This window comes from Streptomyces sp. CB01580 (genome assembly GCF_001905795.1).
Lineage (GTDB): Bacteria > Actinomycetota > Actinomycetes > Streptomycetales > Streptomycetaceae > Streptomyces.
Genome location: NZ_LIXJ01000012.1, coordinates 213,508 through 221,511 on the forward strand (window position 1 = coordinate 213,508; position 8,004 = coordinate 221,511).

The 8,004-nt window shown below is 72.1% G+C and carries 5 protein-coding genes; 3 read left to right on the forward strand and 2 right to left on the reverse strand.

Annotated elements, in window-relative coordinates; all coding sequences use genetic code 11:
• Positions 1 to 205: 205 nt before the first annotated feature.
• Positions 206 to 1,204: a TetR/AcrR family transcriptional regulator gene (locus AMK22_RS19505; protein WP_073786674.1), complete on the reverse strand. Its 999-nt coding sequence runs from the start codon at positions 1,202 to 1,204 to the stop codon at positions 206 to 208.
• A 336-nt stretch (positions 1,205 to 1,540) separates the two neighbouring features.
• Here AMK22_RS19505 and AMK22_RS19510 point away from each other — a divergent pair, with 336 nt between their 5' ends.
• Together AMK22_RS19510 and AMK22_RS19515 are read left to right on the forward strand one after the other, a co-directional pair.
• Positions 1,541 to 3,079 (forward strand): NAD(P)/FAD-dependent oxidoreductase, encoded by a 1,539-nt coding sequence (locus AMK22_RS19510; protein WP_073786676.1) that lies wholly within the window; start codon positions 1,541 to 1,543, stop codon positions 3,077 to 3,079.
• Positions 3,080 to 3,600: 521 nt separating this feature from the next.
• A complete protein-coding gene (locus tag AMK22_RS19515) occupies positions 3,601 to 5,493 on the forward strand; it encodes an ATP-binding SpoIIE family protein phosphatase (protein ID WP_073786678.1) in 1,893 nt (630 codons plus the stop codon).
• Between the two features lie 110 nt (positions 5,494 to 5,603).
• Here the strand turns inward: AMK22_RS19515 and AMK22_RS19520 are convergent, their stop codons facing one another.
• On the reverse strand, positions 5,604 to 6,899 hold the full coding sequence (locus tag AMK22_RS19520) for an MFS transporter (RefSeq protein ID WP_073786680.1): 1,296 nt from the start codon (positions 6,897 to 6,899) through the stop codon (positions 5,604 to 5,606).
• A gap of 163 nt (positions 6,900 to 7,062) precedes the next feature.
• Here AMK22_RS19520 and AMK22_RS19525 point away from each other — a divergent pair, with 163 nt between their 5' ends.
• Positions 7,063 to 7,620 carry a MarR family winged helix-turn-helix transcriptional regulator gene (locus AMK22_RS19525; RefSeq protein ID WP_073786682.1) on the forward strand — a complete coding sequence of 186 codons (558 nt, stop codon included), beginning with the start codon at positions 7,063 to 7,065 and terminating at the stop codon, positions 7,618 to 7,620.
• Positions 7,621 to 8,004: the final 384 nt, after the last annotated feature.

The window sequence follows — 8,004 nt, forward strand, 5'->3', positions numbered from 1 at the left end:
CGGACGGGTGGCGCATCCGTAGTGGACCGGTAGTGGACCGCCAGTGGCTGGGCCACGGACCGGCGGTGGGTCCGTGGCGAAAGGCTGGGAACGGCAGGGCGGCGCCTCAGCGCTCCCGATCTCCGAAGCGCGAGCCGGCCTCGGACGGCTGCCCGGACCTCCGGTGGCCGCCCCCGCCCTCCGACGGACCGGGGGCGGCCCCGGCTCAGGCGGCGGGCCGGGAGCGCAGCCCCTCCAGCAGGATGTCCAGCAGCCGGCTCGAAGCCGCCGCCTGCTGAGCCGCGTCGGGTAGCGAAGGCGCCGCCGTCGCGATGACCAGCAGCACATCCGCCACCGTCACGTCACGGCGCAGCTCACCGGCCGCACGCGCCCGGTCCACGAGTTGTCCGACGACCTCCAGCAGCTCACCGGCCCCGGCGTCGTCCATGCCGCCGTGCCCGGCCTCCGGAACGGCACGCGCCTCGGCCGGCCGGAGGTCGTCCGGACCCGTGCCCTGCCGCTGCTGGGGCACCCACGTGGTGCCCGAGCCCGGCAGGATCACCGCGACGGCCCCCGCCTCCCCGATCGGCGCCGAGCCGCCCGCGCCCGCGTTCCCGGCCCCGGAAGCGGCTTCCGCCCCGGCAGCTGCGGACTCGGCCGCCGAACCGGCGTCGGAACCGACGACCGCGTCCGCGTCGACGCCGACCCGGAGCACCTGCGGCGGCAGCAGCCGGCCCGCGCCCGAGGCGACGGACGTGCGCAGGAAGCGCGACAGCGCCGACCACGGCTCCTCCTCCTGCCCCAGAGCGGTCCGCGCCTGGTCCGTCAGCCGGGCGGTCTCCTCCTCGGCTATCCGCCGGACCAGCACGTCCTTGCTCGGGAACCGTCGGTACACCGTGCCGACGCCGACCCTGGCGCGACGCGCCACGTCCTCCATCGGGGCCCCGTACCCCAGCTCGCCGAACACCTCGCGCGCGGCGCGCAGCACGTGTTCCAGGTTGCGCTGGGCGTCCACACGGAGCGGGGTCGACCGGCCGTTCGTTCCGTTCGCCCCGTTCGTCACGCCCGTCGTGGTCGTCGCCGTCATGGTCGTCCCCGTCGTACCGACCGGCGTCACCTCGTCGATGGTCGCCACGGTTCCGACGGCGCCGCCTCGGCCGTTTCCATCGGACGAATGGGGCGTAACCGCCGCAGCGGTCTGCCAATGAGGATCCTGAATATGCATGATGTTCCCCCGGTAATGGCGTCTCCCCCCGGAGACTTCCCGCAGTCTGAGCCAGAGAGTGGATCTTGGTCCCGACCCGGCACTCCGACGACATACGAACATAGTTGAGCCCGCGTCAATTCAGAAGAGGGTAGTTCCGCACGGAGCGTCTCCGATCGGTGCGAGGACCGGCCGACCGTCCGGGCGACCCCGGCCCGCAGCCCCACCCCGGCCCCTGACCTGCGCGGCTCATGCGACATCGCGGCCACCGACGGCGCCGCCCCTCCGAGATCTCCGGTCACACAATTTGCCGGGGCTGTGGACAAACCCTTGAGCCCGTTGCGTCATGGGGTGGTGATGGCTTCAGATTCCGGGGGAACACCCCCCGGCCCCCCGGCGTGCGTACGCATTCTCGTCGTCGGCGGCGGCTACGTCGGGATGTACACGTCGCTGCGTCTCCAGCGGAAGCTGAAGCAGCGGCTCAGGGAAGGCCGGGCCGAGATCGTCGTCGTCACCCCCGAGCCCTATATGACGTACCAGCCGTTTCTGCCCGAGGCGGCCGCAGGCTCGATCTCGCCGCGCCATGTCGTCGTGCCGCTGCGCCGGGTCCTGGCGCACTGCCGGATCGTGATCGGCGAGGCGCGGCACATCGACCACTCCGGGCGCACGGCCACCGTGGCCGCGCGGCACATCGACCACTCCGGGCGCACGGCCACCGTGGCCACGCTCGCCACCATGGAGGACGGCACGGGCGCCGTCGAGATCCCGTACGACGAACTCGTCCTCGCGCCCGGTTCCGTCTCGCGCACCCTCCCGGTGCCCGGCCTCGCCGACCACGGCATCGGCTTCAGGACCGTCGAAGAGGCCATCGGGCTGCGCAACCACGTCATCGAGCAGATGGACATCGCCTCCACCACCCGCGACCCGGCCCTTCGCGCCGCCGCCCTCACCTTCGTCTTCGTCGGCGGCGGCTACGCGGGCGTCGAGGCGCTGGCCGAGCTGGAGGACATGGCCCGTCACGCCTCGCGGTACTACCGCAACATCAAGGCGGAGGACATGAAGTGGATCCTCGTCGAGGCGTCCGGCCGCATCCTTCCCGAGGTCGGCGAGGTGCTGGGGCTGTACGTGATCCGCGAGCTGCGCGGCCGCAACATCGACGTGCGCCTCGACACCCGGCTGGAGTCCTGCGAGCACCGCGTCGCCGTGCTGAGCGACGGTTCCCGCATCCCGACCCGCACCCTCGTGTGGACCGCGGGCGTCAAACCGGCACCGGTCCTCGCCGCCACCGATCTGCCGCTCGACGAGTGCGGCCGGCTCAGATGCACGGCGGAACTCGCCGTCGAGGGCGTCGAGCACGCCTGGGCGGCCGGGGACGCCGCGGCCGTACCCGACCTGACGGCCTCCGAGAAGGGCGTCAGCACCGCCCCCAACGCCCAGCACGCCGTGCGCCAGGCCAAGGTCCTGGCCGGGAACGTCCTCGCGTCGCTCGACGGCGGCCCCCTCAAGGAGTACCGCCACGCCTCCATGGGCTCCGTCGCTTCTCTGGGCCTCCACAAGGGCGTGGCCCAGGTGCGCGGTCGCGCCCTCAAGGGGTGTCCGGCATGGCTGCTGCACCGCACATACCACCTCAGCCGCGTCCCGACGCTCAACCGGAAGGCCCGGGTCCTGGCGGAATGGACGCTCGCCGGTCTTTTCAGGCGCGAGGTCGTCTCCCTCGGCTCACTGGAACATCCGCGGGCCGAATTCGAACGTGCCGCGGGAGGGGGACGGCCCGGACCGGGCGGCCCGCCGACCACCGGAGGCCCGCCGGGCCCCGGTCGGCCCATGGGGCCGGGCGGCCCACCGGGCCCCCGGCGCCCCGCCGGACCCGACGGCCCACCGGGGCACGGAAGCTGACCGGCCGTCGGCCCGCAGCCTCACCCGACCGCGGCATCGCCGTACCGACAACTGTCAGTACGGTCCGCCACACTGGACGTGTGACCATAGGTGGGCCCACACCTGCGCAGAGTGACCCCGGCCGGCAGCGACGAGACAGTGAACAGCAGCGACATCCCCGATGTCCGAGACGCATCAGAGACATCAGAGGTATCAGAAGCACCAGAGGCATCACACGCGTGTGATGCGCCGGGGAAACCGGGCGCATCACGGGCGCCGGACACCTCTGACGCCTCCGGCACCTCTGACGCCTCGAAGGCACGATCAGCGCGATGAGGCCCGGCTGCGCTCTCCCGGGTCCGCCCCCGACAGAACCGCCGGAACCACCGGATCCGCCCGCACCGCCAGAACCGACGCAACCGCCGGATCCCACGGAACCGAGGGACCGGCCGGGACGGCCGGATCCGGCAGGGGGAACCGGGACCGGCAGAGGAATCAGCCCGCCCGAGCGGACCACACCGACACACGAGGCCAGAAATTCCGTGAACTTCACGCGTTGGAGCGCCCGCCTACCCGGAACGCAGCGCCGCGCCGCCGCTCGGGACGACCGCAGCTCCGTACCCCCGGCGCGCGCCGAGTACGGGCACCCCGAGTCCGGACCCCGCCCGCCGGACGACGACCCGGGCACGGTCACGCCCGACGGCCTGTCCGGCGTCCTGCCCGACGGCGGGCAGGACGGGACGTGCGACGGCGTGGGCGACGAGACGCGGGACGACGCGCACGACGGCCGTCCCGCCGGGACCGGCGGCCCCGCCCTGGAAGACCTCTCCGCGCGGGACCTGCTGGGCAGGCTGCCCGCTCTCGTGGCCCTGGTGCACGGCCCCGACCACCGGATCGAGTACGTCAACGACGCCTACGTCGCCGCCTTCGGCCCGCGCCCGATCGGTGCCACCGCCGCCGAGGCCATGCCCGAACTCGCCGAACTCAGCCTGCTGCCCCTCATGGACCAGGTCCTGCGCAGCGGCACGCCCCGCACGGTCAAGTCCCGCAAGGTCCGCAACGGCAATTCGTACACCGTGACCTGCACCCCCGTGCACCGGGACGGCGACGCCGAAGCGGCCGACGACGCGAGCAGGACCCCGGGCAGGAACCGGAGGAAGGACAAGGACAGGGGTACGAACCGCGGCAGGGCCGGAAGCAGGAGCAGGAACGGGAACGGGAGCGCGGGCGACGACGCCGGGCGCGGAGTGCTCGTGTACGCCGCCGACGTCACCGACCACGCCGAAGCGGCCGAACGGCTCCGCGCCAGCGAGCGCCGCCACCGCGAAACGGCCGTCACCCTCCAGCGCTCGCTGCTCCCGCAGGAACTGGAACAGCCCGACGACCTGCGGATCGCCGCCACCTACCAGCCCGGCGGCACGGACGCGGCGGTCGGCGGCGACTGGTACGACGTCATCACGCTCGGCGCCGGCCGCACCGCCCTGGTCATCGGCGACGTGATGGGCCGCGGGGTGCGGGCCGCCGCCGTCATGGGGCAGCTCCGCACCGCCGTACGCGCCTACGCCCGGCTCGACCTCCCGCCGCACGAGGTGCTCCAGCTCCTCGACGGTCTCGCCGCCGAGATCGACGCCAGCCAGATCGCCACCTGCGCCTACGCGGTCCACGATCCGAACGAGGGCCGGCTCGTCTACGCCTCCGCCGGGCACCTGCCGATCCTGGTGTGCCACGAGGACGGCACGGTCCACCGCGCCGAGGACCCGACCGGACCACCGCTCGGCACCGGCGGCTGGATCCACACATCGGGCACGATCGAGCTGCCGCCCGGCTCCACCGCGGTCTTCTACACGGACGGCCTGGTCGAGCGCCGCAGCGAGGACATCGACGAGGGTGTCGCCGCGCTGGAGCGCGCCCTCTCGGGCGCCAAGGGCTCGCCCCAGGTCGTCTGCGACCGGCTGATCCGTTCCCTCGGCGTCACCGCGGAACACGACGACGACGTGGCGGTGCTGGTGGTCCAGCATCCCGCCCGGACCGGGGCCGACGCGGAGCTGTTCCACAACGCCTCGCTCGATCTCCTCGGCGGCATCGAGGCCGCCCCGCGCGCCCGCGCCTTCGCGACCGGTGTCCTGACGTCGTGGCGGTTCCCGGTCGAACTCCGCGACCTGGGCGTCCTGGCCGCGGGTGAACTCGTCGCGAACTCCCTCAAGCACGGCACGCCACCGATGCGCCTGGGACTGCGCCGCACCGACCGCCGCCTGATCATCGAGGTGACCGACGGCGACGACCACCTGCCCCGCCGCCGTCGCGCCGATCCGGCGGACGAATCGGGGCGCGGCATCTCCATCGTCGCGACGATCGCCACGTCCTGGGGTTGCCGTCGCAGGCCGGGCGGAGGCAAGGCGGTCTGGTGCGAATTCGCCCTGCCGCAGGAGCGGTGAGCGCAGACCTGCCGCAGGAGAGATGAGCACGAACAAAGGGGCCCTGTTGTGCACAGGGCCCCTTTGTTCCAGCGCGTCCGGTCCGCTCCCGCTCGGGCCGACCCGGTGAATCAGTGGCAGCTGGGCGCGGGCGCGGGCTCGGCCTCCGGCCTCGAGACGGCCACCACCCGGGACGGCGTGACCTCGGCCGACGGCTGGTCCTGCGCCGGGGTGAGCCGTCGGCCCAGCCGCAGCGCCAGCACCGTGATGCCCAGTGAGAACAGCACGAACGTCACGATGTACGGACCGTGCAGCGTGGCCCCCATCGGCCCGCCCACGGCCGGACCGACCGCCAGCGCGAGCTGCTTGCACAGGGCGAACGCGGAGTTGTACTGCCCGACCATCGACTCCGGAGCGAGATCGGCGACCAGCGGCGCGACGGTCGGCGACAGCATCGACTCACCGAGCCCGAAGAGGGCGTACGTGGAGATCATCGCGGCCGTCGCCATGGTCTGGCTGCCGTGCCCGAGGCCCGCGAAGCCCGCCACGACCCAGGCGAACGCCCAGATCAGGCCGACCAGCGCGATGACCCGGCTGCGGCGGCGGCGCTCCACCATCCGCAGCACGACGAACTGCGCCACGACGATGACGGCGGTGTTGGCGGCCAGCGCGACACCGAGGGTCGAGGGCTGGATCCCGGCGGCCTCGGTGCCGTACGCGGCGAGACCCGACTCGAACTGCCCGTAGCAGGCGAAGAACAGCACGAAACCCAGCACGCACAGCTGCACCATGGCCCGGTGCGACAGCAGCGCCCGCAGCCCGCCCGCCGATCCGGACCCGTCGGTGGGCCGCGCGCCCGAGAAGGACGGCGTACGGGACAGCCGCACGGTGCAGGTGATGACACCCAGCACCACGAACATCGCGGCCTCGATGAGGAACAGCAGGGTGAAGGTCCCCGGCCGGGACGTGTCCACGATCTGCCCGCCGACCAGCCCGCCGATGCCGAGCCCGAGGTTCTGCAGGAAGAACTGCGTGGCGAAGGCGCGCGTGCGGGAGGCGGTGCTGGAGCACCACACGAGCATCGTGGCGAGCGCCGGCTGCATGACCGCCGTACCCGCGCCCAGGACCGCGGCCGACAGCACGGACGCGGTCACACCGGACGACAGACCGAGCGCCACCGCGCCCAGAGAGGCGACGGCCGAGGCGACGACCAGTACCGGCAACGGCCCGCGCCGGTCGATGGCACGGCCCGTGAACGGCAGAACGGCCAGCGCCGCCATGGCGAAGACCGCCAGCACGACTCCCGCCGTACCCGCACCCAGATCCCGCACCTGTGCCACGTAGACGTACAGGTACGGAACGGTGAACCCCAGCCCGAACGCGCTCAACGCGCTTCCCAGCTGGATCCGCCGCAGCGCTGCCCCCATCTCCCTGGTCACACTCACCTGCCTCAAGCTCTCGAACCGGCATGCCGACATGCCGGGCCATACCAACGACTCGAACCCGAAGACTTTAGCACTAAAGTTAGAAGGTCAACAATTCAGGTCGAAGGACTTCGATGACTTTGGCGGGCGTGCCATACTGCCCGCCATGTCTGACACCACCGAGCAGCCCGGCCCGCAGGAGCCGAGCCTCGACGAGCAGATCGCCGCGTATCAGCGGGAGTTCCGCGACCTCGACCCACAGGTCGAACAGGTCGTCTCGGCCCTCGGCCGACTGAACCGCCGGATGAACGTGGCGTACGGACGCCAGCTGGCCACCCTCGGCATCAGCAACGCCGAGTGGGAGGTCCTCAAGACCCTGGTGCTGGCCGGCTCCCCCTACCGTCTGGGTCCGGGCGAGCTCGCGAAGCGCCTCGGCCTCACCCCGGCCGCGATGACCCACCGGATCGACCGCATGGCGGCCGAGGGCCTGGTCACCCGCGACCGGGACGAGAACAACCGGGTGCGCGTGATCGTCGAGGTGACCGACGAGGGCCGTACGAAATGGCTGGAGGCGATGCGCATGGCCACCGCCTTCGAGGAGGACCTGCTCCAGGACTTCACGGCGGAGGAGCGGGGTGCCCTCGGCGACATGCTGATCCGCGTCCTGCGCCGAGTGGAGCACGCCCAGCCGGACGCCGGCGGCCGCCTCACCGACCTGGACTGACCCGGCGGTCGGCCCGACGGCCGACGCGATGACCGCCCCGACGGCAGCCGGGGCGGTCGGCCGCCCGGAAACCGCTTGACCTGGTGGGGTTGACATGCCCCACCCCGATCCGTAAAGTTCTTCGAGTTGTCACGGAGCCGGAACGGTCCTGCGACAACCGATCCTGTCGCGGACGCGGCAACCAAAACTCAGCACGATCTCCCACTCGGGGCAATTTCGGCATGCCGAAATTAATTTCGAGGACTCGATTATGAGTCGCCGGGAAAATCCGCTAGAGTTTCGGCGTCGGAACGGCCCAACGGCCGGGAAGGCGAATCCCGCTGACTGGGAATCAGGCCCGAAAGGATCTGATAGAGTCGGAACCGCCGAAAGGGAAAAGCGCGA